This window comes from Pseudomonas sp. AC463 (assembly GCF_979253585.1).
Genome location: NZ_CEEDDZ010000018.1, coordinates 64,026 through 90,606, shown reverse-complemented (window position 1 = coordinate 90,606; position 26,581 = coordinate 64,026). Strand labels below are relative to the sequence as shown.

Annotated in this window: 19 protein-coding genes and 2 pseudogenes; 10 read left to right on the top strand and 11 right to left on the bottom strand. The window is 61.2% G+C overall.

Annotated elements, in window-relative coordinates; all coding sequences use genetic code 11:
• Positions 1–16: 16 nt before the first annotated feature.
• Positions 17–451 (bottom strand): thioredoxin TrxC, encoded by a 435-nt coding sequence (gene trxC, locus AC0IYH_RS21990; RefSeq protein WP_116627420.1) that lies wholly within the window; start codon positions 449–451, stop codon positions 17–19.
• Positions 452–686: 235 nt separating this feature from the next.
• On the opposite strand from trxC, the gene AC0IYH_RS21985 reads away from it, so the two are divergent.
• Both AC0IYH_RS21985 and AC0IYH_RS21980 read left to right on the top strand, forming a co-directional pair.
• Complete coding sequence (locus AC0IYH_RS21985; RefSeq protein WP_116627419.1) at positions 687–983, top strand: type II toxin-antitoxin system HigB family toxin; 297 nt, start codon at positions 687–689, stop codon at positions 981–983.
• Positions 980–1,381 carry a helix-turn-helix domain-containing protein gene (locus AC0IYH_RS21980; protein WP_471836191.1) on the top strand — a complete coding sequence of 134 codons (402 nt, stop codon included), beginning with the start codon at positions 980–982 and terminating at the stop codon, positions 1,379–1,381. The genes AC0IYH_RS21985 and AC0IYH_RS21980 overlap by 4 nt, the downstream gene beginning before the upstream one ends.
• Here AC0IYH_RS21980 and AC0IYH_RS21975 read toward each other — a convergent pair.
• From AC0IYH_RS21975 to AC0IYH_RS21950, 6 genes and pseudogenes are all read right to left on the bottom strand, one after another.
• A complete protein-coding gene (locus tag AC0IYH_RS21975) occupies positions 1,374–1,943 on the bottom strand; it encodes a GNAT family N-acetyltransferase (RefSeq protein WP_471836168.1) in 570 nt (189 codons plus the stop codon). The genes AC0IYH_RS21980 and AC0IYH_RS21975 overlap by 8 nt on opposite strands.
• A 12-nt stretch (positions 1,944–1,955) precedes the next feature.
• Positions 1,956–3,419 carry a protein adenylyltransferase SelO gene (gene selO, locus AC0IYH_RS21970; RefSeq protein WP_471836167.1) on the bottom strand — a complete coding sequence of 488 codons (1,464 nt, stop codon included), beginning with the start codon at positions 3,417–3,419 and terminating at the stop codon, positions 1,956–1,958.
• Between the two features lie 48 nt (positions 3,420–3,467).
• Positions 3,468–6,851 (bottom strand): mechanosensitive channel MscK, encoded by a 3,384-nt coding sequence (gene mscK / locus AC0IYH_RS21965; protein ID WP_471836166.1) that lies wholly within the window; start codon positions 6,849–6,851, stop codon positions 3,468–3,470.
• 60 nt (positions 6,852–6,911) lie between these two features.
• Positions 6,912–8,654, bottom strand: coding sequence for a potassium/proton antiporter (locus AC0IYH_RS21960; protein WP_116627414.1), 1,743 nt, complete (start codon positions 8,652–8,654; stop codon positions 6,912–6,914).
• Positions 8,655–8,843: 189 nt separating this feature from the next.
• Positions 8,844–9,443 (bottom strand): annotated as a pseudogene (locus AC0IYH_RS21955) (methyl-accepting chemotaxis protein); the annotation flags it as partial.
• A 303-nt stretch (positions 9,444–9,746) separates the two neighbouring features.
• Positions 9,747–10,403: pseudogene (locus AC0IYH_RS21950) on the bottom strand (MCP four helix bundle domain-containing protein); the annotation flags it as partial.
• A gap of 343 nt (positions 10,404–10,746) precedes the next feature.
• Between AC0IYH_RS21950 and AC0IYH_RS21945 the strand changes: the two are divergent.
• The gene (locus tag AC0IYH_RS21945) at positions 10,747–10,977 is read left to right on the top strand and encodes a hypothetical protein (RefSeq protein ID WP_101265776.1); all 231 of its coding nucleotides are present in this window, start codon (positions 10,747–10,749) and stop codon (positions 10,975–10,977) included.
• Positions 10,974–11,264: a cell division protein ZapA gene (locus AC0IYH_RS21940; protein WP_032890345.1), complete on the top strand. Its 291-nt coding sequence runs from the start codon at positions 10,974–10,976 to the stop codon at positions 11,262–11,264. Before AC0IYH_RS21945 ends, AC0IYH_RS21940 begins: the two co-directional genes overlap by 4 nt.
• Here the strand turns inward: AC0IYH_RS21940 and AC0IYH_RS21935 are convergent.
• A complete protein-coding gene (locus AC0IYH_RS21935; protein ID WP_471836163.1) occupies positions 11,261–13,063 on the bottom strand; it encodes an acyl-CoA dehydrogenase in 1,803 nt (600 codons plus the stop codon). The genes AC0IYH_RS21940 and AC0IYH_RS21935 overlap by 4 nt on opposite strands.
• A gap of 167 nt (positions 13,064–13,230) precedes the next feature.
• Positions 13,231–17,184, bottom strand: coding sequence for a trifunctional transcriptional regulator/proline dehydrogenase/L-glutamate gamma-semialdehyde dehydrogenase (gene putA / locus AC0IYH_RS21930; protein ID WP_116627411.1), 3,954 nt, complete (start codon positions 17,182–17,184; stop codon positions 13,231–13,233).
• 460 nt (positions 17,185–17,644) lie between these two features.
• Here putA and putP point away from each other — a divergent pair, with 460 nt between their 5' ends.
• From putP to AC0IYH_RS21905, 5 genes are all read left to right on the top strand, one after another.
• The gene (gene putP / locus AC0IYH_RS21925; protein ID WP_116627410.1) at positions 17,645–19,129 is read left to right on the top strand and encodes a sodium/proline symporter PutP; all 1,485 of its coding nucleotides are present in this window, start codon (positions 17,645–17,647) and stop codon (positions 19,127–19,129) included.
• 205 nt (positions 19,130–19,334) lie between these two features.
• Positions 19,335–21,392 carry a type VI secretion system Vgr family protein gene (locus AC0IYH_RS21920; RefSeq protein ID WP_471836161.1) on the top strand — a complete coding sequence of 686 codons (2,058 nt, stop codon included), beginning with the start codon at positions 19,335–19,337 and terminating at the stop codon, positions 21,390–21,392.
• 17 nt (positions 21,393–21,409) lie between these two features.
• Positions 21,410–22,381, top strand: a complete 972-nt coding sequence (locus tag AC0IYH_RS21915) for a hypothetical protein (protein WP_471836159.1) — start codon at positions 21,410–21,412, stop codon at positions 22,379–22,381.
• Between the two features lie 2 nt (positions 22,382–22,383).
• Entirely contained in the window at positions 22,384–22,770 is a 387-nt protein-coding gene (locus AC0IYH_RS21910) for a hypothetical protein (RefSeq protein WP_471836158.1), read from the top strand.
• Positions 22,771–22,842: 72 nt separating this feature from the next.
• Positions 22,843–23,568, top strand: coding sequence for a DUF4123 domain-containing protein (locus AC0IYH_RS21905; protein ID WP_471836157.1), 726 nt, complete (start codon positions 22,843–22,845; stop codon positions 23,566–23,568).
• On the opposite strand, the gene AC0IYH_RS21900 is transcribed toward AC0IYH_RS21905, so the two are convergent.
• Positions 23,554–24,831, bottom strand: a complete 1,278-nt coding sequence (locus tag AC0IYH_RS21900; RefSeq protein ID WP_471836155.1) for an O-acetylhomoserine aminocarboxypropyltransferase/cysteine synthase family protein — start codon at positions 24,829–24,831, stop codon at positions 23,554–23,556. The genes AC0IYH_RS21905 and AC0IYH_RS21900 overlap by 15 nt on opposite strands.
• 175 nt (positions 24,832–25,006) lie before the next feature.
• Here AC0IYH_RS21900 and AC0IYH_RS21895 point away from each other — a divergent pair, with 175 nt between their 5' ends.
• On the top strand, positions 25,007–25,843 hold the full coding sequence (locus AC0IYH_RS21895) for a 23S rRNA (adenine(2030)-N(6))-methyltransferase RlmJ (RefSeq protein WP_116627403.1): 837 nt from the start codon (positions 25,007–25,009) through the stop codon (positions 25,841–25,843).
• An 89-nt stretch (positions 25,844–25,932) separates the two neighbouring features.
• Here the strand turns inward: AC0IYH_RS21895 and msrA are convergent, their stop codons facing one another.
• The gene (gene msrA, locus AC0IYH_RS21890) at positions 25,933–26,580 is read right to left on the bottom strand and encodes a peptide-methionine (S)-S-oxide reductase MsrA (RefSeq protein WP_116627402.1); all 648 of its coding nucleotides are present in this window, start codon (positions 26,578–26,580) and stop codon (positions 25,933–25,935) included.
• Between the last annotated feature and the right edge of the window lies 1 nt (position 26,581).

The window sequence follows — 26,581 nt, the reverse complement described above, 5'->3', positions numbered from 1 at the left end:
TGTTCTTGAGGTCGGGTTAGATCCCTTGGCTACGCAACCAGCTCATCAACTGTGGCAAGGGAAACGCCCCACTCTGGCGCGCCACTTCGCGGCCGTTCTTGAACAGAATCAAGCTGGGAATCGAACGAATCCCCAGCTGCGCCGACAACTGCTGGTTAGCCTCACTGTCCAGCTTGGCCAGCCGGCACTTGCCCTCCAGCTGCCCGGCCGCTTGCTCGAACACCGGCGCAAACGACTTGCACGGCCCGCACCACTCGGCCCACACGTCCACCAGCAACGGCAAATCGCCCTTGATCTGGCTGGCGTAGTCGGCTTGTTTCAACTCAAACGGCTTGTTCAGCAACACGGGCTGCTTGCAGCGCCCGCATTTTGGCGCATCAGCCAGGCGTTCGCCGGGGATGCGGTTGAGGCCGTTGCAATGGGGGCAGGGTATTACAAGAGGTTCGGACATTGGAGGACTCCTGGGTATGGCCAATGGACTGTATTTGGAGTCAGGCCTCTTGTTTATCAAGGAGGTGAGCACAGGACGCATCCGCTCACAGTTTGCTCAAGCTGATGTCGGCCCCTCTATCTAGGCTGTTAGAGCCTGTTCTCTTTTGCGCCATCCGTCTGTTTGCGTCTATAGCAAATTGCGATATTCAGAATTCAGGCCTACCCTTCATAGCAAGATGCGATAAGGATGTTGCATGCGAGTCATCAGTGAAAAAAAGATTTGGGAAGCAAAGGAAAAGTGGCCGCGCTGCGCAACGGCATTGGATCAGTGGTACCGCGTGATCAAGCGCAACGCCCCCGAAGACTTTGCGGCGATGAAAACCATGTTCCCCGCCACGGATAAGGTCGGAGAATTTCATGTGTTTGATATCGGGGGTAACAAGCTGAGATTGATTGCTTGCGTGCTGTATCAGCTGCAGCGCGTTTACATCAAGCATGTGCTTGATCATCGCGATTATGAGAAAGACAAATGGAAGGAAAAATCAAGATGAGCGCGCTTATGCGAACGGCGGCAGAGCATTGGCAATTTGTTGCGCCCGTGCTGCGCAAACCAGAAAACGAGGCAGACTACGATGCCCTGGTGTGGGGGCTGGACGCGTTAATGAGCCTGGTCGGTGAAGATGAGAACAGCCCGCTGATGAGCCTGGTGGACATCCTCAGCGACTGGATCGAAGCCTACGACCATGAGCATCGTCCAATGCCCGTCGCCAGTGGCGTCGATACGCTGCGCTACATGATGCGTGAGCACAACCTCACCCAAAGCGACCTTCCGGGCGTGGGCGCCCAGTCGGTGGTTTCCGAGGTGCTGAGCGGAAAACGCCAGCTTAACGTGCGGCAAATCCGTTGGTTGGCTGAGCGTTTTGGGGTGTCGGTGGAAACCTTTATTTAGGCGCGGCGCCGGTGAACACATACACACAGGTATCATCGAGCACCCCGGCTTTATCGCGCCGCGCTTTGGCCAGCATGGCCTCGCGTTCAAACCCGCAGCGTTCTGCCACTTTGATGCTGCCCAGGTTGCGCCCGGCGGTGGTGAGTTCGATGCGCTTGGCGTGGAAGTACTCCGCGGCAATGTCGCGAACCAGGGCGCAGGCTTCGCTGGCGTAGCCTTTGCCCATGCTGTCGCTGCCGACCCAATAGCCGAGTTCCAGATGCGGGATGCTTATGTCGCGGATAAACAGGCTGATGCAGCCGACCAGCGCGTCGCTGCTGTTTTCGATAATCAGGAACTTGTATTCGTTCTGGTCAGCGCTGAAGTTATCCACAGCCGTTTGCATATTGGCGCGGGCATCTTCCAGGCGCGGGTTGCCATTGGCCCACACCAGGAATTCGCTGTGGGGCCGGCTGAACGCGAGGATCAGGCGATGCATGTCCTCGACTCGTTCAAGTGCGGGCGCCGCCAGGTGCAGGCGCGGGCCGCGTAATAGCGCGGCCGGGATGTCAGAACACTTCATGGGTGCGTCTCCTTACGACGAGCAACTGATCTCCAAATGCTTGCCCCAATCCGGCGGCCGCTGTGCGTACTGCTCCATCCCTGCTTGCTCTTCAAACGGTTTGGACAGCACTTCGTGCAAGCGCCGCACTTCGCTGTAGTCGCCTGACTCGGCGGCGGCGATGGCGTTTTGTGCCAGATAGTTACGCAGCAGGTACAGCGGGTTTACCGCGTGCATGCGTTCGCGGCGCTCTGCCTCGGTGCTATCGCCGTCTCGGGCGACGCGGGCCTTATAAGCCTCGGCCCAGGCATCAAACCCGGCCAGGTCGACAAAGTCATCGCGCAACCGCGCCACGGCCAGCGCGGCCGACTCATCCCCCAAGCGACGGAAGAACAAGGTGTAATCCACGCCGCTGTTCTGCATCAGTTTGAGCAGGCGCTCCACCAGCGCCTGGTCGTCGTCTTCGGCTGTGGTGAGGCCCAGGCGGCGGCGCATCAGGTCCAGGTAATGGGCCTGGTAGAGCGGCAGGTACAGGCCCAAGGCTTCCTTCAAGGCATCGACGCTGATAAACGGCGTGAGCGCCTGCGCCAGCGCGCTCAGGTTCCACTGGCCAATCGGCACCTGGTTGCTGAAGGAGTAACGCCCTTCGTGATCGGAATGGTTGCAGATGAAGTGCGCGTCGAAGTCATCCAGAAACGCAAACGGCCCGAAGTCGAAGGTGATGCCCAGGATCGACATGTTGTCGGTGTTCATCACGCCGTGGCAAAAGCCATAGGCCTGCCATTTGGCGATCATCTCGGCGTTGCGCTCGACGATTTCGCGGAACATCGCCAGGTAGGGCTCGGGCTGTTCGCGGCACTCGGGGTAGTGCAGATTCAAAACGTGCTCGGCCAGCTCCGCCTGCTGCTCGGGCTTTTTGGTGTAGTAGAAGTATTCGAAATGCCCGAAGCGGATATGGCTGGGCGCCAGGCGCAGCACCATGGCGCCGCGCTCCTGCTTTTCACGCCATACCGGCGTGTCGGAGCCGATCACACAGAGTGCGCGGCTGCTGGGAATGCCTAATGCATGCAGGGCTTCGGAGGCGAGAAACTCACGGATCGAGGAGCGCAGCACCGCGCGGCCATCGCCCATGCGCGAGTAGGGCGTCATGCCGGCGCCCTTGAGGTGCAGGTCCCAGTGCGCGCCGGCCTGGTCATACACCTCGCCCAGCAGCAGCCCACGGCCATCGCCCAATTGCGGGGTGTAGCCGCCGAACTGGTGCCCGGAATAGACCATCGCCCGTGGCTCCGCTTCAGCCCACAGCTTGTGGCCGCCAAACAGCTCGGCGAACACCGGCGTTTCAGCCACCGCCGGGTCGAGGTCGAGCAAAGCCATGGCGGCGTCGCTCGCCACCACAAGGCGCGGCGCGTCGAGGGGCTCGGGCAGTACGTGGGTTGAAAACGCGTCGCCCAGGCGTGCGAAGCGGTTGTCGAAGGTCAGTTCGTCGAGGGCTTTCACCGGCCATCTCCAGCAGAATGTCCGAGCATTCTGCTGGGGATAGGGCGTTTAGTCGAGTTTGCTGGGCGGCGGTTCCGGCGCGTCGTCGACTTTGCCGGGGGGCGGCTCGGGGGCGTCCTGCTCTGTGGCCGGGCTGGCGATGGTCTTGCGATCATCCTCGACCGGCACCAGTTTGTACTCCTGACCGTGCATGTTTTTCAGGTACACCTCCATCTGCCGGAACGAGATGTTGATGTGCTGCTTCTTGAATTCACGGTTGATGTAGCGGTTGACCTCGTCGAGCACCGGGTTGCGGTCACCCAAGTCACGCACGTGCATGCGCAGTTCGTGGTCGAGGGTGCTTTCGCCGAAGTTGAGGAAGTACACGTGGGGTTCCGGTTCTTTCAGCACGCGCGGGTTTTCCCTGGCGGCCTTGAGTAACAGTTCCTTCACCAGATCCAGATCGGAGCCGTAGTCCACGCCCAGCTTCAAGGTCACGCGGGTGATGGTGTCGGTCAGCGACCAGTTGATCAGTTGCCCGGTGATAAACGTCTTGTTCGGGACAATGATGTCCTTGCGATCGAAGTCGGTAATCGTTGTGGCGCGGATGCGGATCTTGCTCACCGTGCCCGACAGGTTGCCGATGGTGATGGTGTCGCCGATGCGCACCGGGCGCTCGAACAGGATCATGATGCCGGAGATGAAGTTGGCGAAGATCTCCTGCATCCCGAAGCCCAACCCCACCGACAGCGCGGCCACCAGCCATTGCAACTTGTCCCAGCTCACGCCGAGGGTCGACAGGGTGGACACGAAACCGACGCCGGCAATCACGTAGGACAGCAAGGTGGTGGTCGCGTAGGCGCTGCCTTGGGCCAGGTCCAGCTTGGACAACACCAGTACTTCCAGCAAACCCGGCAGGTTGCGCGCCAGGGCGAAGGTGATGCCGACGATGATCGAGGCGCCGAGCAGGTCGCCGATGCTGATCGGCACCATGCTGATATTGGCGCCGGTGCCGCTGGTGTATTCGTAGAGGGTTACGTTGTCGAGGTAGGAGAACACCGAGATCAGGTCCGACCACACCCAGTACAACGCCGCGATAAAGCCGCCGAGCAAGGCCAGGCGAATCAGGCGCATGGACTGTTCGTTGACCTGTTCGATGTCCAGAGTCGGCTCTTCAATCACCGCTTCGCCGTCACCGGCTTCCTTGGCGGCCTGGCGTTTTGCCAGGGCCCGCGCATAGGCCAGGCGCCGTGCGGCAACCCCCAGGCCACGGACGAAAGTGGCTTCGATCACCAGCCAGAACATCAGCAGGTACAGGGTGTTGATCAACCGGTCGCTGAGCTTGAGCGCGGTGTAGTAGTAGCCGAAGCACACGGCGATAAACAGCGCGATGGGTAACGCGGTAAACACCAGGCCCACGGCCTTGCGGAACAGTGAGGCTTTTTCATGGGTCGGGCTGTTGAGCAGCAGGCGACTCAGCAGCCAGGCCATCAGGGCGTAGCAGGTCAGAACCACGCCGATGCCCAGCACGTCGTCGGCCAAGGCCGCCGGTTGATGCTCGGCAATCGCCACCACGGCCACCAGGGCCAGCACCACCAGGCCGAGCTTGCGCACCCAGCCCTGGAGGAATTCGACCTGGGGTTTTTCCCAGCGGAAATGCAACTCGGCCACGCCGCCCGGCGCGAGGATGCGGTAGGCGGTGTAGAACACCAGCCAGGCCTGGGCGATCTGCAGCAACGCCGCGCCCAGGTTTGCGTTTTGCCCACGGGCGTCGATCTGCAGCGCGTAGCCGCACAGCGCCAGGCCCAGGGCCACCGGCATCGCCAGCAAGATATTCACCAGGATCGCCTGGGGCGTGTGCCACTGGCTGTCACGCTTGAAGTGGCCGATGTCCTGGTGGACCTTGTTCAGCCGCTGGTACAGGGCTTTGCGTCGCCACAGCAGCGCGCCGATCAACAACAGCAATGGCAGAAACAGCAGCGGGCGCTGGGTCAGGCCGTCGTACAACTCGCTGACGCTGGAGGCCCAGGGCAGGGTGGTGACCTGTTTGCTCAGGTGCGCCGGTACGGTTTCCAGCCACTCGGTGTCCAGCGGCTTGTTGCTGGGGATCCAGAACATTTGCTCATCGAGGGTCGCGCGCAGGGTGGTAGCGGTACTCAGCAGTTGTTTCTGGTTCAGTTGCAGGGTGATGGATTCGTTCAGCAGCGCGCTCAGCTCGCGGCTCAGGCGTTCCAGCAGGTCGCTGCGGGTAATCGCCAGCTCCAGCAGGGTACGCCGCAGTTGGGGCGTGACGTCGGCGGGTGGCTGGTTGGCCAGCAAGTTATCCACATACGTGCTGGGCGAGCTGATCAGCTCGCGCTGCTGGTTGACCTCGAACTGGTACAGGCGAATGTTGGCGATGTCGTCCGCCAGGTCGCGGTCCACGGTCAGGCGCGGCAGGGCCTGTTTCTGTTTGTAGAGAATCTTGGAGAGCAGCAGGCTGCCCTTGAGCACATTGATCTGCTCGTCCAGAGCCGAGTCGCTCTGGGTCACGGTGTCCAGTTGCTGCTTGGTCTGCAGGTTTTTCTGGGTCAGGTCGTTGAGGCGGTCGGTGCTTTTGAGCAGGTAGTCGGACAGCTTCAGGTTGGCCGCGCTTTCCGTGGCCAAGAGGCTGCTACCGCCGGCCTTCTGCGCTTCGATCGATTGCTGGGTAACGGTTTGCTGGGACTGGGCCAGGCGTTTCTGGTTGATCAGGGTTTGCAGGTCCTGGATCTCCTGCTCCAGGCGCGCGGTCTTTTCCACCACCAGGTCGTGCTGGCTGTTGCCCAGGTCTTGCAACTGGCTGTTGCCGGCCAACTCCTGGCGACGCAGGGGGATCAGCGCATTCAGGGCGGCGAGTTCTGCGTTCAGCTGGTTGCGTTGGTCGCCGCTGAGGGTTTTGCCATTGTCCTTGCCGGCCTTGAGGATCGAGTTGATCTGCAGGATACGCGTCTGGCTGCTGCTGATTTCGGTCTGGGCGCGCTCGGGGCGGGTCTGGGCGGCGATGGTCAGGCTGTTGGCGTCGGCCAGTTCTTTTTGCAGATCGCCTTGCTGGGTGCTGCGCTGCACCAGCAATTGCTCAAGCTGCGGCACCGGCAGGCTGGCGTAGCGTTGGGCCACGGGGATGATCTTGGTGGCCTTGAGCCGGGTCAGGTCGCGCTGGTTATCGCTGGTCTGGCGCGGTGCATCTTCGAGCTGGCGCTTGAGGTCGGCCAGGCGCTGCTCGTAATCCTGCTTGTTGCCCAGATAGGTCAGGGTCTGTTGCAGGATCGCCTGCAGCGCCTTCATGTCGGCGTCGGGCAGTTTGCGGTCGGGCAGTTTGTCCAGGCTTTGCTGGATGGCATCGGCGCTGGGCGGGTCGGCGGCGTAGACGCTGCCGACACAAAGGGTCAGGCCCAGCAGGGCAGTGGCTAAAAAGGTGCGCAGGATTGTCATGGATACCGGTCGAGCAAGGCAGAGAAAATGGGGGCGTGGCGCCATAGATAGCCCCGCAGTTTAGAGGAAGAGTCCAGGACCTGGACGACTCCCTTCGGGAAATTTGACGCCGACTTTTCCGATCTTGTTCCCGTCCATGACTGCGACGGTCCAGAGCGTGTTGTTCCACTCTACCTGATCGCCCACGACCGGAGCGCCGCCGACTTTCTGGGTGATGAAGCGGCTCAATGGCATATCCGGGTCGATACCCTCGAGCTTGAGCCCGTACAAGGCGGAAACCGCGCCCAGTTGGGCGTCGCCTTCGAGCACGAAGTCGCCGAAGAAGCGCAGGTCCAGGCCGCGTTGCGGCGCCTGGCTGAACAGCTTGCCCAGGGCCGAAAGGTTGTGTTCGTGGCCAATCACACAGAGCAGGTCGTCGACTTCCAGCACGGTACTACCCGACGGATGGAGCAGTTGTTGGCCACGGAACAATGCGGCGATGCGCGTGCCTTCGGGCATTTTCAGCTCGCGCAGCGCGGCGCCGATGCACCATTTCTCCGCGCCCAGGCGGTAGACAAACAGCTCCCACTCGCTGGTGACGTGCACTTCCAGGGCCGCGCGCGAGATCGGCGCCGGGTCCGGCGGTACCGTCACTTTCAGCAGCTTGGCCACCCACGGCAGGCTGGTGCCCTGCACCAAGAGCGAGACCAGCACGATAAAGAACGCCAGGTTGAAGTACAGCTGCGCATGGGGCAGGCCGGCCATCAACGGGAACACCGCCAGAATGATGGGTACCGCGCCGCGCAGGCCGACCCAGGCGATAAAGGCTTTTTCGCGCCCGTGGAAGGCCTTGAACGGCAGCAGGCCGACCATCACCGACAGCGGCCGCGCAAACAGGATCATCCACAGCGCCAGGCCCAGCGCCGGCAGGGCGATCGGCAGCAAGTCATGGGGCGTGACCAACAGGCCCAGCACCAGGAACATGCCGATCTGGGCGAGCCAGGCCATGCCGTCGAGCATATGCAAAATGCCATGACGGCTGCGCACCGGGCGGTTGCCGATCACCAGGCCGCACAGGTACACGGCGAGGAAGCCGCTCCCGTGGAAGGCGTTGGTCAGGGCGAAGACGAACAGGCCGCCGGCGATCACCAGGATCGGGTACAGGCCGGTGGCCAGGTTGATGCGGTTGACCATCTGCAGCATCAGCCAGCCGCCACCGAGACCGACGATGCCGCCGATGCCGAATTCGCGCACCAGGTGGGTCAGCAGGCTCCAGTGCAGGCCGGTCTGGCCGCTGGCCAGCATGTCGATCAGGGTGACGGTGAGGAACACCGCCATCGGGTCGTTGCTGCCGGATTCGATTTCCAGGCTTGCGGTGACCCGCTCGTTGAGGCCCTTGCCGCCGAGCAGCGAGAACACCGCCGCAGCGTCCGTGGAGCCGACGATGGCGCCGATCAGCAGGCCCTGGATGATATTGAGGTCAAACAGCCAGGCTGCCGCCATGCCGGTGAGGCCGGTGGTGATCAACACCCCCACCGTGGCAAGCGACAAGGCCGGCCATAGCGCCACGCGGAAACTCGCCACCCGCGTGCGCAGGCCGCCGTCGAGCAGGATCACGGCCAGCGCGAGGTTGCCCACCAGATAGGCGGTCGGGTAGTTATCGAAAATGATGCCGCCGCCGTCGACGCCGGCGACCATGCCCACGGCCAGGATGATCACCAGGATCGGGATTCCCAGGCGGGACGAAAGAGAACTCACCAGAATGCTCGCACTCACCAGCAACGCGCCGATCAAGAACAGGCTGTTGATGGTCGTCGCATTCAAAGGCAGTACTCCATGAGTAGATAAGACGGGGCGCAAACTGACCATGCAGTCTGCGTGCCAGCGATTCTAACCTGTTGAATTGCTGCGCTGTCAAAAAGGTTTTTCTGATTCACCCAGATCCAAATGTGGGAGGGGCAAGTCGAATCGTCGCATCGCCCCTCCCACATTTTTTTAACCCAGTGCAGTCAGTCAGAGGCGGAAGCGCCCCACCATCCCGTTCAAATCCACCGCCAGGCGCGACAGTTCGCTGCTCGCCGCGCTGGTCTGGCTGGCGCCGGTGGCCGATTGCACCGACAGATCACGGATATTCACCAGGTTGCGGTCCACTTCCCGTGCCACTTGCGCCTGCTCTTCCGCCGCGCTGGCGATGACTAGATTGCGCTCGTTGATCTCCACAATCGCGGTATTGATGGTGTCCAGCGACATCCCCGCGCCCTTGGCAATGTTCAGCGTCGACTCGGCGCGTTCGGTGCTGTTGCGCATCGAGTCCACGGCGTGCTCGGTGCCGGCCTGGATGCTGCCGATCATGCGCTCGATTTCGCTGGTGGACTGCTGGGTGCGATGGGCCAGGGCGCGCACTTCGTCGGCAACCACGGCAAACCCACGGCCGGCCTCACCGGCACGGGCGGCTTCGATGGCGGCGTTCAGGGCGAGCAGGTTGGTCTGGTCGGCGAGGCCGCGAATCACGTCGAGCACCTTGCCGATATCCCGCGATTCGTTGGCCAGGTCGCCAATCAATGTGGCGGTGGCTTGCACGTCGCCGCTCATGCGCTCGATGGCGCTGACGGTTTCCTGCACCAGGTCACGCCCATCGCCCGCCGAGGTGGTGGCGTTGCGCGAGGCTTCGGAGGTGCTCACCGCATTGCGTGCGACTTCTTCGACAGCGCTGGTCATCTCGTTGACCGCGGTGGCGGCCTGTTCGATTTCGTTGTTCTGCTGGGTCAGGCCGCGAGCGCTTTCGTCGGTGACGGCGTTCAGCTCTTCCGCTGCAGACGCGAGCTGGGTGGCGGAGCCCGAGATGCGTTGCAGGGTGTCGCGCAGCTTGTCCTGCATCTTGGCCATGGCGGCCAGCAGGCGGCCGGCTTCGTCGTTGCCCTCGACCTTGATCGGACGGGTCAGGTTGCCTTCGGCGATTTCTTCGGCGGCATCCAGGGCCTGGGAAATCGGCGCGGTGATGCTGCGGGTCAGCAGCCAGGCGAACAACAGGGTCAGCGCCGTGGCGATCACCAGCAGGCCCACCACCATGTTAAAGGCCAGGTTGTACTGGTCCTCGGCTTGCTGATTGGTGTCGAGCGCCATTTTGTTGTTGATGTCCAGCAAGCGCGCCAGCACCGCGTTGACCTGCTCGGAGTTGCTCAGTAACTCGGTGTTGAGCAACTTGCGCAGATCGTCGACCTGATTGGCCTGCGACAAACTCTTCATGCGCTCTTCGATCTGATGGTACTGGCCGAGCAGGCGCACGTATTCGTCGTAGGTAGCGCGCTCTTCACGGCTGTCGATGAGTTTTTCGTAGACCGCCTGGGCCGTGCGAATCTGCTGGTTGCGCAGTTCGAAGTTTTCCAGGGTCTTTTGCTGGACGTCTGGCTCGCGGTTGGTCAGCAGGCGATACGACAGCACCCGCAGGCGCAGGGTCAGTTGGGTGAACTCGTCGAGGGCGCGAATGCTTGGCACGCTGGACAGGGTAATGTCTTCGGTAGCGCCACGGATCTTGCTCATCTGGTTCAGGGCAAACACGCCGAGAAACAACATGAGGGCACCAATCAGCGCGAAGCCAAGAAAGGCCCTCGGAGCAATATTCATATTACGAAGCGACATGCGGGAATCCTGGGGAGAAGCGCGATCCGTGCGGGCGTGAGACAGGGTGTGCTTCTCTATCGGTCGTACGACTAAAGTCTAAAGGGGCGTGTGCGTTTTTGTCGCATCTGACGAGGGGTTACGCCAATTCAGGAACCAGATGGGGTAAATGCAGTCACTAAGGCTCGAAAGTGTGGCCCGGCCCTTAAAAAACGGGCTGCGCGCCGGGGATAACCCTGGCTTGCGAGGTGAATTTTCTTTATCTTCACCGCCCTTTGAAAAAACCCGAGAAATCAAAATGTTAGAAGCATCCCTCAGCCAGCTTGAACAGCTGGTCACTGACCTCGTACAACAGAATCAGGACCTGCTGGGCAGCAACGAATCCCTCAAGGCCGAACTGGCGCGTGCCAAGGACGAAAACGACAGCCTGCAACTGAACCTGATGGAGCAGGAAGAAAAACACGGCGCCACTGCCGCGCGTATCCAGGCGCTGGTTGAGCGTGTGAGCGCAGGGCCTGTCAGCGCATGAATGAAGGGATAAAGGTCGTTTCGATTCTCGGAGAGGATTACTCGATCAAGGCGCCGGCCGGGGAAGACAAAACCCTGATGCACGCCGTGACCATGCTCAAGGCCTCCCTGGCCACCACCAAGAAAAAGTACCCGACCCTCATCGGGGACAAATTACTGGTGCTGGCGGCGCTGAACCTGTGCGCCGAGCAGATCGAGCTGCAGCAGGCTCACCAACAGGAACTCGACCGTTACCAAGAGCAAGTCAGCGCCACGGTCGAGGTGATTTCCAAGGCGATCCAGCCTTAGAACCACGCATCCTGCATGCCCAGGCACGTGTCATCGCGTGCCTCCAGGATCGCCAGTTCATGATGGCAGCTCGGTACTTCCCAGGTCAGGAAGTACCGGGCGGCCTGGAGCTTGCCTTTATAGAAGGCCACATCCGCCGCAGTGCCCTTGGCCAACCCCTCTTCGGCGCGAATCGCCTGTTCCAGCCAGCGCCAGCCGATCACCGTATGCCCGAATACCTTCAGGTACAGCGCCGAGTTCGCCAGGCTGCTGTTGACCTTGCCGTGGGCGAGGTCCGTCAGCAGGCCAATGGTCACGCTTTGCAGGCGGGCCACCAGTTGCTCCAACGGTTCGCGTAGGGCGGTGAGCGTTGGGTATTCCTGTGCCCGTGCGCCGGTTTCGGCGATCAGGCGGATCAGTTGCTTCAACCCTGCGCCGCCATTTTGCGCCAGCTTGCGCCCCAGCAGGTCCAGGGACTGGATGCCATGGGTGCCTTCATGGATCGGGTTCAGGCGGTTGTCGCGGTAATACTGCTCCACCGGGTATTCACGGGTGTAGCCGTGGCCGCCGAGAATCTGGATCGCCAACTCGTTGGCCTTGAGGCAGAACTCCGACGGCCAGGATTTGACGATGGGGGTCAGCAGGTCCAGCAGTTCGTGGGCCTGTTTGCGTTCGGCTTCGGTTGCCAGGGTGGTGGTGTCGTCGAACAGCCGCGCGGCGTACAGGCCCAGGTCAAAGGCACCTTCCACGTAGGCCTTTTGGGTCAGCAGCATGCGCTTGATATCGGCGTGCTGGATGATCGACACCGGCGCGGTGCTCGGGTCTTTGCTGTCGGGCAGGCGACCCTGGGGGCGTTCGCGTGCGTACTCCAGCGAGTACAGGTAGCCGGCGTAACCGAGCATCACCGCGCCCATGCCGACGCCGATGCGTGCCTCGTTCATCATCTGGAACATGCAGCTCAGGCCCTGGTGCGGTTTGCCCACCAGATAGCCGACGCAGTTGCCGTTATCGCCGAAATTCAGCGCCGTGGAGGTGGTGCCGCGCCAGCCCATCTTGTGGAACAGCCCGGCCAGCAGTACGTCGTTGCGTTCGCCCAGGCTGCCGTCGTCGTTGACCAGGAATTTGGGCACGATAAACAGCGAAATGCCCTTAACCCCGGCGGGCGCATCCGGCAGCTTGGCCAGCACCATGTGCACGATGTTTTCCGACAGCGGGTGATCGCCGCCGGAGATGAAGATTTTATTGCCCTTGAGCCGATAGCTGCCGTCGGCCGCAGGCTCTGCGCGTGTACGAATATCCGACAAAGACGACCCTGCATGCGGCTCGGTGAGGGCCATGGTGCCGAAAAAGCGCCCGTCGATCATCGGCTGCAGGAAGCGTTGTTTCTGCTCCTCGGTGCCAAAGCTTTCGATCAGGTTGGCCGCGCCCATGGTCAGGAACGGGTAGGACGTAGACGCCGCGTTGGCCGACTGGAAATGCGCGAAACAGGCCTGGGACAGCAAGGTCGGCAACTGCATGCCGCCGGCCTCGAAACTGCGCGCAGCATTGAGAAAACCGGCTTCGAGAAAGGCATCCACGGCCGGTTTCACTTCCGGAATCAGAATCGCCTTACCGTCCTCAAAGCGCGGTTCGTTTTCATCGTTTTTACGGTTGTGGGGCGCGAAGTACTTTTCGGCGATGGAGCGCGCGGTACTGATGGCTGCATCGAAGGTTTCGCGATTGTGCTCGGCAAACCGCTCGCGCTGGGTCAGGCCCTCGGCATCGAGGACTTCGTACAGCTCGAAAGCCAGATTGCGGGAACTGAGCAGCGTCTCGGACATGGCGGCTTACCTACGTGGGAATAGGCCGGAGTCTAAGTGCGCGAATGGAGGGTGGATAGCAAGATTGATTTAAGTGATGCAGGGGCCAAACGCAGCCAGGGAATTGCAATGAGGCCAAATGTGGGAGGGGGCAAGCCCCCTCCCACATTATTACTGCATTTCGACAGTTAGCCGATGGTCATCAGGCTGGCGTTGCCACCCGCCGCAGCGGTGTTGACGCTCAACGCCCGCTCAATCACCAGGCGCTCCAGCGCAATCGCCGTTTCACCCTGCGACAAACCATGCACCCCGACAATCGCCCCACCACGCTGCGCGACTTGCTGGCAAACCGCACGCAGTTGGTCGGAATCGCCGTGATGAATGACCGCGTCAAACACCACCTCGTCCTTGGTCCAGTCGGCCACGCGCTTGATCTTCGCCTGAATTTCCTTCGGCAAGCGTGGGAACAACGCCTTGGTCAGCTCGGTTTCCGGCCATACCGCCGAACCGCCGACGGCCAATACCGCGGCCAGTTGGGTCAGCAAATCGCCTTCGACCTCAGCCAGGCACAGCACGTGCTCGCGCGGCAGGATCGCGTAGCTGTTGCGCTCGCCGGTCGGGCCGGCCAGTTGGCGGGTGATACCGCTTTGCGACTGCGCGGCGAACTGGCTGCACAGCGCGCTCAGCTGGCTGAACTGGTGGCTGTCGGCCCAGGTTTTGAGGGCGGTCAGCGGTTGGCTCATGGCATCGCGCAGGCGTACATCCGGTGCGGTCAACTTGTCGCCGCGAACGAAGGATTGCTCGATGGCATCCGTAGGACGGGTCGACAGCAGGCGGTACAGGTACAGCGGACCACCGGCTTTCGGACCAGTACCCGACAGGCCTTCGCCGCCGAACGGCTGCACGCCGACCACGGCACCCACGATGTTGCGATTCACGTAGACGTTACCGGCATTGACGTTGTCGATCACCTTGGCGATGGTCTCGTCGATACGGGTGTGCACGCCCAGGGTCAGGCCGTAGCCGGAGGCATTGATCTGGCCGATCAACTGGTCGATCTCTTTGCGCTTGTAGCGCACCACGTGCAGCACCGGGCCGAAGATTTCGCGCTGCAGTTCGTCGAAGCTTTCCAGCTCGATCAGGGTTGGCATCACGAAGGTGCCGCGCTTGATTTCTTCGCCGTCGGCAATCGCCACCTGGTACACGTTGCGGCCTTTGTCGCGCATGGCCTGGATGTGTTTCTCGATGCCGGCCTTGGCTTCGGCGTCGATCACCGGGCCGATGTCCACCGACAGGCGCTCCGGGTTGCCCAGGCGGCATTCAGCCATGGCGCCCTTGAGCATTTCGATTACACGGTCTGCCGAATCTTCCTGCAGGCACAGCACACGCAGGGCCGAGCAGCGTTGGCCGGCACTGTCGAAGGCCGAGGACACCACGTCGATCACCACTTGTTCGGTGAGGGCCGAGGAATCCACGATCATCGCGTTCTGGCCGCCGGTTTCGGCGATCAGCGGGATCGGACGGCCCTGGGCGTCCAGGCGGCCCGCGACATTGCGTTGCAGCAAGCGCGCGACTTCAGTGGAGCCGGTGAACATCACGCCTTTGACGCGATCATCACCAACCAGGCGAGCGCCGACGCTTTCGCCCTGGCCCGGCAGCAATTGCAGCACACCTTCCGGAATGCCGGCTTCGAGCAGGATGCGCACGGCTTGTGCCGCTACCAGCGGGGTTTGCTCCGCAGGCTTGGCCAATACCGGGTTGCCGGCGGCCAGTGCAGCGGCGACCTGGCCACTGAAGATGGCCAGCGGGAAGTTCCACGGGCTGATGCACACCACCGGGCCCAGTGGGCGGTGGGCGTCGTTGGTGAAGTCGTTGCGCGCCTGCACCGCGTAGTAACGCAGGAAGTCCACGGCTTCACGCACTTCGGCGATAGCGTTGGCGAAGGTCTTGCCGGCTTCGCGGGCCAGCAGGCCCATCAGCGGCTGGATCTCGCCTTCCATCAGGTCGGCGGCGCGCTCCAGGATCGCGGCGCGTTCGGCCGGCGGGGTGGCCTGCCAGATCGGGCCGGCATTGATAGCGCACTGGATGGCGTTGTCGACGTCTGTGACGGTGGCTTCCTGTACGTGGCCGACCACATCACGCAGGTCGGATGGGTTCAGCACCGGTTGCGCGGCTTCATTGCTGGCGGCGCAACCGAGCATCGGCGCGGCTTTCCAGTCATTGTGAGCAGTGGCCAGCAAGGCGCAGGACAACGACGCCAAGCGGTGTTCGTTGGCCAGGTCGATACCGGCCGAGTTGGCGCGGTCGCTGCCATACAGGTCGCGGGGCAGCGGGATGCGCGGGTGCGGCAGGCCGAAGCCGCCTTCCAGCGTCGCCATTTGCTCGATGCTGGCCACCGGGTCGGCCACCAGCTCCTGAATCGAGATGGACTGGTCGGCAATCCGGTTGACGAACGAGGTGTTGGCGCCGTTTTCCAGCAGGCGACGCACCAGGTAGGCCAGCAGTGTTTCGTGGGTGCCAACCGGGGCGTACACGCGGCACGGACGGTTCAGCTTGCCTTCGGAAACCTTGCCTACAACCTGCTCGTACAGAGGCTCACCCATGCCGTGCAGGCATTGGAACTCGTACTGGCCGGGGTAATAGTTCTGACCGGCGATATGATAAATGGCCGACAGGGTATGGGCGTTGTGCGTGGCGAACTGCGGGTAGATGACTTCCGGCACCGACAGCAGTTTGCGTGCGCAGGCAATGTAGGAAACGTCGGTGTACACCTTGCGGGTATACACCGGGTAGCCTTCCAGGCCTTCGACCTGGGCGCGCTTGATTTCGCTGTCCCAGTACGCGCCTTTTACCAGGCGGATCATCAGGCGATGGCGGCTGCGGCGCGCCAGGTCGATCACATAGTCGATCACATACGGGCAACGCTTCTGGTAGGCCTGGATCACGAAACCGATGCCGTTCCAGCCGGTCAGTTGCGGCTCGAAGCACAGGCGCTCCAGCAGGTCCAGGGACAGCTCCAGGCGGTCGGCTTCTTCGGCATCAATGTTCAAGCCGATGTCGTAGTGCTTGGCCAGCAGGGTCAGGGACAGCAGGCGCGGGTACAACTCGTCCATCACGCGCTCGTACTGGGCGCGGCTGTAGCGCGGGTGCAGGGCGGAGAGCTTGATGGAAATGCCCGGGCCTTCATAAATCCCACGGCCGTGGGAGGCTTTGCCGATGGAGTGAATGGCTTGTTCGTACGAGGCCAGATACTTCTGCGCGTCGTGTTCGGTGAGTGCGGCTTCACCGAGCATGTCGTAGGAATAGCGGAAGCCTTTGGCTTCGAACTTGCTCGCGTTGGCCAGGGCTTCGGCGATGGTTTCGCCGGTGACGAACTGCTCGCCCATCAGGCGCATGGCCATGTCGACGCCCTTGCGGATCATCGGCTCGCCGCTCTTGCCGATGATGCGGCTCAGGGACGAGGTCAAGCCTGCTTCGTTATGGGTGGCGACCAGTTTGCCGGTCAGCAGCAGGCCCCAGGTGGCGGCGTTGACGAACAGCGATGGGCTGTTGCCCAGGTGCGGCTGCCAGTTGCCGGTGCTGATCTTGTCGCGGATCAGCGCGTCACGGGTGCCTTTGTCCGGGATGCGCAGCAGCGCTTCGGCCAGGCACATCAGCGCTACGCCTTCCTGGGACGACAGGGAAAATTCCTGCAGCAGGCCCTGAACAATCCCGGCACGGCCGCCGGCACTCTTCTGATTGCGCAGTTTTTCCGCAATCGAGGCGGCCAGCTTGTTGGTGGCTTCAGCCATTTGCACCGGCAGGCGGGCCTGCTCGATCAGCATCGGCACCACTTCCGGCTCCGGGCGACGGTAAGCGGCGGTGATCGAAGCGCGCAATACGGATTGCGGCAGGATGCTCTCGGCGAACTCCAGGAAGCACTGATGGGCGTGGTCCGCCTGGACCTCGCCTGCGTCTTCAGCGTCCTTGCTGCTCAAGCCATTGAGCTCGGTCAGGGTTGCACCACCCTCGAGTTTCTCCAGGTAATTGAAAATCGCCTGCTTGATCAGCCAGTGCGGCGTGCGATCAATGGAGGTCGCGGCTGCCTTCAGGCGCTCGCGGGTCGGGTCGTCGAGTTTGACCCCAAGGGTGGTCGTAGCCATTTTCTTATCCTCATGGGTGCCACTACCGAGTGGCATCAGCTGGCGGCAAGATTAGCTTTGCGTGATAAGAGGTGCAACCGGGTGCAACCCTTTTTATTCAGGAAATTTTTGATGGTGTTCGAGAAAAATTAACACCCTCAGCCGAATCCGCTCACCCTTGGTGCTTTTGCTTCTGAGTTCGGCTGTTCTTGCTCCAAAAAGGAGCAAAAACAGGGTGTTTTGCGTAAAACACACTTAGGTGCAACTTATTCTCAAGAAACTGGTTGCACCTTATTTGCTTTGTTGAATAGCATTCGCGCCCAAGGTGCAACCACTTAAACGTTTGGTTCATCGGCTGACGGCTTTCCTGGGGAAACGTCAGTCATAAATGCGCGGCACGCAGGTACGTTTACTCACTTGTCGGTGGGTAGCCGTCTGACAGACCGCTGCTACATAAAAACAAAGCCAGGGCGTCACTCTTATGAGCGTTAGTAATCCAACCCTGATCACGTTCGTGATCTACATCGCAGCAATGGTGCTGATTGGCTTCATGGCCTATCGCTCCACCAACAACCTTTCCGATTACATCCTCGGCGGTCGCAGCCTCGGTAGCGTGGTCACGGCCCTGTCGGCCGGTGCCTCCGATATGAGCGGCTGGTTGTTGATGGGCTTGCCGGGCGCGATCTACATGTCCGGCCTGTCGGAAAGCTGGATCGCCATCGGCCTGATCGTCGGTGCCTACCTCAACTGGCTGTTCGTGGCCGGTCGCCTGCGGGTACAGACCGAACACAACGGCGACGCCCTGACCCTGCCGGACTACTTCTCCAGCCGTTTCGAAGATCAAAGCGGCCTGCTGCGGATCATCTCTGCGGTGGTGATCCTGGTGTTCTTCACCATCTATTGCGCGTCCGGCATCGTGGCCGGCGCCCGTCTGTTCGAAAGCACCTTCGGCATGTCCTACGAGACGGCGCTGTGGGCCGGTGCTGCGGCGACCATTGCCTACACCTTCGTCGGCGGTTTCCTGGCCGTCAGCTGGACCGATACCGTACAAGCCACGCTGATGATCTTCGCGTTGATCCTCACGCCGATCATTGTGCTGCTGGCTACCGGTGGCGTCGACACCACTTTCCTGGCGATTGAAGCCAAGAACCCCGACAACTTCAACATGCTGAAAAACACCACCTTCATCGGCATCATTTCGCTGATGGGCTGGGGCCTGGGTTACTTCGGCCAGCCGCACATCCTTGCGCGCTTCATGGCGGCGGATTCGGTGAAGTCGATCGCCAACGCGCGTCGCATCTCCATGACCTGGATGATCTTGTGCCTGGGCGGCACCGTGGCGGTGGGTTTCTTCGGTATCGCCTACTTCTCGGCGCACCCGGAAGTCGCTGGTCCGGTGAACGAGAACCACGAGCGTGTGTTCATTGAGCTGGCCAAGCTGCTGTTCAACCCATGGATCGCGGGCGTGCTGCTGTCGGCCATCCTGGCTGCGGTGATGAGCACCCTGAGCTGCCAGCTGCTGGTGTGCTCCAGCGCCCTGACCGAAGACTTCTACAAGACCTTCCTGCGCAAGAACGCCTCCCAGGTTGAGCTGGTATGGGTCGGCCGCCTGATGGTGCTGCTGGTTGCGCTGATCGCCATCGCCATGGCCGCCAACCCGGAAAACCGTGTGCTGGGCCTGGTGAGCTACGCCTGGGCCGGTTTCGGCGCCGCGTTTGGCCCGGTTGTGCTGATCTCGGTGATCTGGAAAGGCATGACCCGCAACGGCGCACTGGCCGGTATCCTGGTGGGCGCGATCACTGTGATCGTTTGGAAACACTTCGAATTGCTGGGTCTGTACGAAATCATCCCAGGCTTCATCTTCGCCAGCCTGGCGATCTACTTCGTGAGCAAGATGGGCGCACCGACTGCCGGTATGGTCGAGCGTTTTGATGCAGCGGAAAAAGACTACAACCTCAACAAGTAATTCGCCGGGCGCTAGGCGCCCGATGAGTTGAAAAAGAGGCCCGCGTCCTACGGATGGCGGGCCTTTTTTTGTGTGCGATTTAAGGTGTCTCTAGGAAATTTCTGACGTCCGCGTGTAGGGTTTTACTGATTTGTTCGGGGCGTGCTCAGTAGCCGGGCGCGGTGGTGCAGAATCGGCGACCTATCCCTTTGCAGAGAAACACCGGATGTTCGCTCCTGCCAACCAAAGCGCCTTTACCTTGACCCTGGATGGCGTTGCAAGCGACCTCAAGGTCTACAGTTTCACCGGTGAGGAGGCGCTCAGTCAGCCTTACTGTTTCAACCTTGAACTGGTCTGCGAGCAACCCGACCTGGATTTGGAGAGCCTGCTGCATCGCCAGGCGTATCTTGCCTTTGATGACCAGGGCCATGGTGTTCACGGCCTGGTGCATCGGGTCGCGCAGGGCGATTCCGGGCGGCGCCTCACGCGCTATCGGCTTAGCCTGGTGCCGCAGCTGGCCTATCTGGCGTACAGCAGCCATCAGCGTATTTTCCAGCACAAGACGGTGCCGCAGATTGTAGCGTTGGTGCTGACGGGGCAGGGCATCCAGAGCGACCGATTCGAATTTCGCCTGAGTAGCACTTACCCCGAGCGCGAGTACTGCGTGCAGTTCGGTGAAACCGACCTGGCGTTCATCCACCGCCTGTGTGCCGAGTTGGGCATTCACTATCATTTCCAGCATTCACCCGAAGGCCATCGGCTGGTGTTTGGCGATGACCAAACCGTGTTCGCCCAGCCGGAGCAGCCCACCCCTTACATGCCCGGCTCCGGGATGGTGGCGCAAACGCCGGCTATCAAGCGCTTTGCCGTGCAATTGGCGACCCGCACCACGGCGGTGAACCTGCGCGATTACGATTTTCGCAAGCCGCGCCTGGCGTTGGAAAGCGCGGTCGCCGGTGAACAACTTCCCAAGCTTGAGCAGCAGGGCTATCCGGGCCAATTCAGCGACCGGCCCCATGGCAAATACCTTGCGCAGCGAGGGTTGGAGCGTCATCGCAGCGACTATCAACTCGCCCATGGCGAGGGCGATGAGCCGGCATTGGCCTGTGGTGGTTTCCTTAAACTGTCAGGTCACCCCCGTGAGGGCTGGAATGAGTTGTGGCTGGTGCGCCAAGTGAGCCACGAAGGCAAACAGCCGCAGGTGCTTGAGGAGGCGGTGACTGAGGTATCCGGCGGTGAATTCCGCCAGGGTTATCGCAATGAGTTTGTCGCGGCACCTTGGGATGTGATCTTCCGCCCGCCGTTGCCCGCGCAGCCACGCCCGGCTATCTCGGGTTATCAGAACGCTGTGGTTACCGGGCCTGCCGACAGTGAAATCCACTGCGACGAGTACGGCCGGGTCAAGGTGCAACTGGCCTGGGATCGCGCCGGGGAACATAACGATCATTCCAGTTGCTGGTTGCGGGTCGCCAGCGGTTGGGCCCATGACCGTTATGGCGCGGTGCTGATCCCCAGGGTCGGCATGGAAGTGCTGGTGGGTTTCGTCAATGGCGACCTGGACATGCCGCTGGTGATGGGCTGCCTGCCCAACGCGGCGACTCCGGTGCCCCTCGACCTGCCGGCCGACAAGACCCGCAGCATCTTCCGCAGCCAGAGCAGCCCCGGGGGCGGTGGTTACAACGAACTGCGCATCGAGGACCGCAAGGGCGCCGAGGAAATCTACCTGCGTGCCCAGCGCGACTGGACCCAGCACGTGCTGCATGACCAGCAGGTGCAGGTCGACAATCAGCGCCGGGTGAGGGTCGGCGGTGAATCGCACCATGAGCTGCAGGGCGAAGAACAACGCATCACTCACGGCAACCGCCTGACCGAACTCAAGCAGGATGATCACCTGGTGGTCGGCGGCTCGCAGCAGGTAAAGGCTGGGCTGACCATTCAGATCGGTGCAGGGCAAAGCATCGTGATCGATGCGGGGGCCACCGTGACGATCCAGGCGGGAGGGCAGTCGATCACGCTGTCGGCGGGCGGCATATTCAGCAGCGTGCCGATCCAGATTGGCGGCGGGCCGGGGCCTGCGCCGGCGCCGTTAATGCCAGGCGTTAAGGAGAAGCTGTTGGCGTTGATTCCCGCGCCGCTGAGCCGTGTGCAGGTCGCCAGCCTCAAACGCAGTGCGCCGTTTTGTGAGGAGTGTGAGCGTTGCAAGAATGGGCAGTGCGATATCACGGAGCATGGCGGCGGTAGTAATAGAGGTCGCGGGGGCCTGATGGGAAAGCCTCGGCAGTAGAGCTGGGCTTTCATATTGTGCAACGCGCCATGCCGCGTGGTGAGTTGGAAAAAACGCTGTTCGAGTCTCCCAGTGCGATTGTGCTGGAGCGTTTTCGCAGCCTGAATCCACACCTCACGCAGTACGCCCGGCCGGGGCAGATGCTCGTCCTCAGCGACCCACTCAACAGCCAATGTACCCGCGAGGAAGCGTTGCTGATGGAGGCCGCGCAGGAGGTGAACAATGCGCTGACGCCGATGAGTGATGAGGAAGCGGCGTTTATGGTGGAGCACCATGAGGTGGTTCAGGGTTTTTTGGCGGAGGGTTCGATGGCGGTGGGTATGGGGGCCTCCATGGTGAGCAAGCATTTGAGCGACATTGAGAAGATCCTTACAGATATTGAGAAGTTACACGTAAAAACCTTTCAACAGCACGGCAAGCTGCAAGGCGCTAAGTTTTTCGCTGAGCGGAAATTACTGCTGAGCCAACTGGATAACGGTCTTGGGCCTTTGGTACGTAAAGGCGTTGGCATTCCTGATCATCCAAAGCTGAAAAGTGCGATGGGTATCTCTAGTCGCAGCCTTGTCCATCATTGGAAAAAGTCGGGTGTTTCAGGGGGGATCCCCGGTTATGCGACTCACATACAGGGTGTTGCACGGGCGAGCCAATATATGAAAGTTGGTGGTTTTGTCGGTATTGGTTTAGGGGCATCGGCTTCAGCGTTAAAGGTGAAGGAAACTTGCCAAGTTGGAACTGCTGCGGAGTGTAAGAAAGTGAAGCTCACGGAGGGCGGGAGCTTTTTAGGCTCCGTAGGCGGTGGTGCGGCAGGCGCGTATTTTGGCACATTGGCGGCCACTCCGGTGTGTATTGCTATAGGTGTAGGAACCTTTGGCGTTGGTGGGTTAATTTGCGGTGTGGTGGTTGTGGGAGCTGGAGCCGTAATAGGGGGGAATGCCGGAGCTCGCATAGGGGACAAGTTGGGGGAAGTTGTTTATGAGGGGGTGAAGTAAATATGGAAGGCGCAAGGGTTTTATATATCTATTGTTTGGTGATCGCGGTGTTATGGGTCGTTCTTGTTTTGGTAGGGCAGGTATATTTTTCATATCGTAAAGTCGATGAGATATTGGAGTGCTTGGGTGCTTCAGGATTGGTCTCTTACCGTAAGCGTTTTATTGGCCCTGATTTTTTCAGCAAAACTTTTTTCGTGAATACTGTCGCTGGAATGTTTGTCTTCCAGAAATTGCATATTAAGGATGGGGCCATTACGCGTGAAGATCTGGACAAGGTTCCTCGCCGGCTAATGCGTGAGTTAAGACTGTGGGGGGTTTTCTTGATGGGTATGGGGGGGTACGCGGTTACTGTGTGGTGTGTGGGTGAATATATGGGCTGGCTTGGATGAAAACTTTCAGGGCATCGCAGTGGTTGAAGGTGGACTATTTATTTAACTTCTGTGTGCAAAGGATTATTTCGAATGCTTAAGCAGTTAGCGCCTCGGACTTGGCTAGCCCACCACCTACTCGAATCAGGCGAGCGCTTCTTCGTCATTCTCAGCCACGCCAGCGACGCAAAGCCAGTCGACGCCTGGCGAAAAATGGCAGCCGGCATGCCGCCCCAACCGATCTGGGCCGGCACAGCCTACGCCGAATGGAATGAGGTAATGCCCTACGTCGCCATCATCGAGCCCGACAGCCCCTTTCTCGACTGGATAGAAACCACCGAATCCACGGACTGGGGCTGGCTGGCAGTGTCCTCCAGCCCATTGGAAACCGTGATTGCGCACTTGCGAGGCTTGACCAAGGTTTATCTGCCCGACAAGCAGGAAGTGTTTCTGCGTTTCTGGGATGGCCGCCAATTTCTACCGATGTTGCAGGGCTTGGGCGACGCGGCGGCAACGGTGTTGCCGGTGTTCCAGCGTTACCTGATCAATGGCCAGCCGCTGACGGTTGCGCCGGGCCCTTTAACCCCGGCCAAGGCCAGCCCGTGGTGGCAAGTGCCTGCACCTTTGCTCAAGCATCTGGCTGAGCAGTCACCGCAAACCCTGATCGACAACCTGCTGCAATGGCTCGAAGAACAGCGCCCGGACCTGTACACCGCCTTCCCGCCGGCGACCTTGCGGCACAAGGTCGCCTACTTCGCGCGCGGTACCGATACCCGCTATGAGGCACTGGCCAACGCCCTGGCGTCAGACTCGGGTTGAGCCCAGTGCCTGTTGCAGGTCGTCGATCAGGTCTTCAATCGCCTCGATGCCCACCGACAGGCGGATCATCTCCGGCTTCACGCCGGCCTTGGCTTGCTCCTGTTCATTCATCTGCCGATGGGTGGTGGAGGCTGGGTGGCAGGCGAGGGATTTGGCGTCACCGATGTTGACCAGGCGCTTGAAGATTTGCAGTGCGTCGTAGAAGCGTACGCCGGCATCAAAGCCGCCCTTCAAGCCGAAGGACAGGATCGCCGAGGGTTTGCCTTGCATGTATTTTTGCGCCAGGGCGTGGTGCGGATGGTCCGGCAGGCCGGCGTAGCTGACCCATTCCACCTCGGCGTGACCTTGCAGGAACTGTGCGACTTTCAGCGCATTTTCGGTGTGGCGTTCCATGCGCAGCGCCAGGGTTTCCAGGCCTTGCAGCAGCAGGAAAGCGTTCATCGGCGCCAGCGCTGCGCCGGTGTTGCGCAATGGCACGGTGCGGGCCCGGGCGATAAACGCGGCGGGGCCGAATTTTTCGGTATAGACCACGCCGTGATAGGCCGGCTCGGGCCTGTTGAGGCCGGGGAATTTGTCCGCGTGTTGCGCCCAGGGGAAGGTGCCGCTGTCGACGATCACCCCGCCCAGGGAGTTGCCGTGACCGCCGACGTATTTGGTCACCGAGTGCACCACGATGTCGGCGCCGAACTGGATCGGCTTGCACAGGATCGGCGTGGCCACGGTGTTGTCCACCACCAGCGGCACGCCACGGGCGTGGGCTACGTTGGCCAGGGCTTCGATGTCGATGATATTGCCCGCCGGGTTGCCGATGCTTTCGCAGTACACCAGCTTGGTGTTGTCATCGATCAGCTCGGCGATGGCCTCAGCGGAGTCGTCGCGGGCAAAGCGTACGTCAACGCCGAAGCTCGGCAGCAGGTGGGCGAACAGGGTGTAGGTGCCGCCGTACAGCTGCGGGGTGGTGACGATATTGTCGCCGGCGCGGGTGAGGGTCTGGATCGCGTAGTGGATCGCGGCGCTGCCGGCCGACACGGCCAGGGCCGCGATACCGCCTTCGAGGGCGGCGAGGCGCTGCTCCAGCACGTCGTTGGTGGGGTTCATGATCCGCGTGTAGATGTTGCCGGGCACGTCGAGGTTGAACAGGTCGGCGCCGTGCTGGGCGTTATCGAATTCGAAGGCGACGTTCTGGTAGATCGGCACCGCGACGGCCTTGGTGGTCGGGTCGGACTTGAAGCCGTGGTGCAGGGCGATGGTGGCGTCTTTCATGATTATTGTTGTCCTCCTTGGATGGGCTGCCCGCCACAATAAATCCGCGCCCGCGCTGCCATTTAGATTTTTTTCGCCCCGCCCGCTGTGTTTGCGGCATAAGCACCGCCGGGCATGCGGCCCTGCACCTTTGCGCCGGTAAAAGGTAAACTTCGCACCCTGCGCAGGAGCAACCATGAATTATCGTCACGCCTTTCACGCGGGCAACCACGCCGATGTCTTCAAACACCTGACCTTGACCCGCCTCATCGCCTTGATGTCGCGCAAGGAGCAGCCGTTCGCCTACCTCGACACCCACGCGGGCATTGGGCTGTACGACCTGCAAGGCGACCAGGCCAACCGCACCGGTGAATACCTGGAAGGCATCGCCCGCCTGTGGGGCCAAAGCGACCTGCCGCCGCTGACCTCCGACTACATGCGCGTACTGCACGAGATGAACCCGGATGGCCAGTTGCGCTACTACCCAGGCTCGCCGGAGCTGGCACGACGCCTCACCCGCCCGCAGGACCGTGTGTTGCTGAATGAAAAACACCCGGAAGACGGCGTGCTGCTCAAGGACAACATGAAGGGTGATCGTCGCGTCAAGGTGCACCTGGGCGAGGGTTGGCACGTGCCCCGGGCGTTGTTGCCGGTGCCTGAAAAACGCGCGCTGATGCTGATCGATCCGCCGTTCGAGAAACTCGATGAAATGCAGCGCTGCGCCGCCTCCCTCAAGGAAGCCGTGAGCCGCATGCGCCAGACCGTCGCGGCCATCTGGTACCCGGTGAAGGACCAACGCATGTTGCGCCGCTTCTACCAGGACCTGGCCGGCACTGGCGCGCCGAAATTGCTGCGCGTGGAATTGCTGGTACACCCGCTGGACACACCCAACACCCTGACCGGCTCGGGCCTGGCGATCGCCAACCCGCCATGGGGTTTGGAGGAGGAATTGCGTGAGTTGCTGCCGTGGTTGTCCAAGCAGCTTGGCCAGACCCAGGGTGGCTGGCAGATGGATTGGCTGATTGCTGAGTAATCAGCTCCCAAGCCAGATACATATCAAATGTGGGAGGGGCGGTGCGACGATTCGACTTGCCCCCTCCCACATTTTAATTTGCTTCGACCTCAGATCGGGCAGGTCACGCCAGTCCCGCCGATCCCGCAATAGCCCTGGGGATTTTTCGCCAGGTACTGCTGGTGATAGGTCTCGGCGAAGTACACCGTTGGCGCCTCGTCGATCTCGGTGGTAATCACACCCAGGCCCGCTTTGGTCAATTCAGCCTGATACGCCTCGGCGCTGGCCTGTGCCGCGGCCAATTGCTCAGGGGTGGTCGCGTAGATCACCGAACGGTACTGGCTGCCGATGTCGTTACCCTGGCGCATGCCCTGGGTCGGGTTGTGCAGTTCCCAGAACATTTTCAGCAGGTCTTCATACTTGAGCTTGGCCTGGTCGTACACCACCAGCACCACTTCGCTGTGGCCAGTCAGGCCCGAGCAGACTTCTTCGTAGGTCGGGTTCGGCGTGTAGCCGCCGGCGTAGCCGACCACGGTGCTGACCACGCCATCGCGCTGCCAGAACTTGCGCTCGGCGCCCCAGAAGCAGCCCAGGCCGAAGATCGCAAAACCCACGTCATCCAGGAACGGGCCCAGCAAGGGGTTGCCGTTGACGAAGTGTGTTTCCGGCAGGTTCATCGGGGTTTCACGGCCAGGCAAAGCTTGTTCTTGAGTAGGCAACACGTTTTTGTTCACCAGAATTTCCGAGCGCAAGACCATG